Source organism: Streptococcus suis, from assembly GCF_002960445.1.
In the GTDB taxonomy this organism is placed as follows: domain Bacteria; phylum Bacillota; class Bacilli; order Lactobacillales; family Streptococcaceae; genus Streptococcus; species Streptococcus hyiners.
Genome location: NZ_POJD01000391.1, coordinates 1 through 288 on the forward strand (window position 1 = coordinate 1; position 288 = coordinate 288).

Annotated in this window: 1 pseudogene; it reads right to left on the bottom strand. The window is 38.9% G+C overall.

The window, feature by feature from the left end:
- Nucleotides 1-288, bottom strand: a pseudogene (locus C1G53_RS12220) (IS110 family transposase); the annotation flags it as partial.

Below are 288 nucleotides of genomic sequence, written 5' to 3' on the forward strand. Positions count from 1 at the left end.
ATCGTCCTCTCCCCAATTTTTGGATAAAGTCCGCTAGGTCGTTGAGAGGAACGGTTGCTAACTCGTCGAGGGTATAGTCTTCAGTCATTAAGGAAATAATGGTGCTAGACCAGAGAGAAGTTGTGAGGCTCTCATTCTTGATTTCAGTAGATAAGGTATTGCACTTATAATAAATATTTTCAATAAAGTGTTGTTTTGTTCTTGTCAACTGTTCAATGAGTTGTAGTCTCGTTCTGGTTAGGTGTTGGAGAGCCAAATACTTTTCTTCTTTGAGAAAAGCAGGTGAAA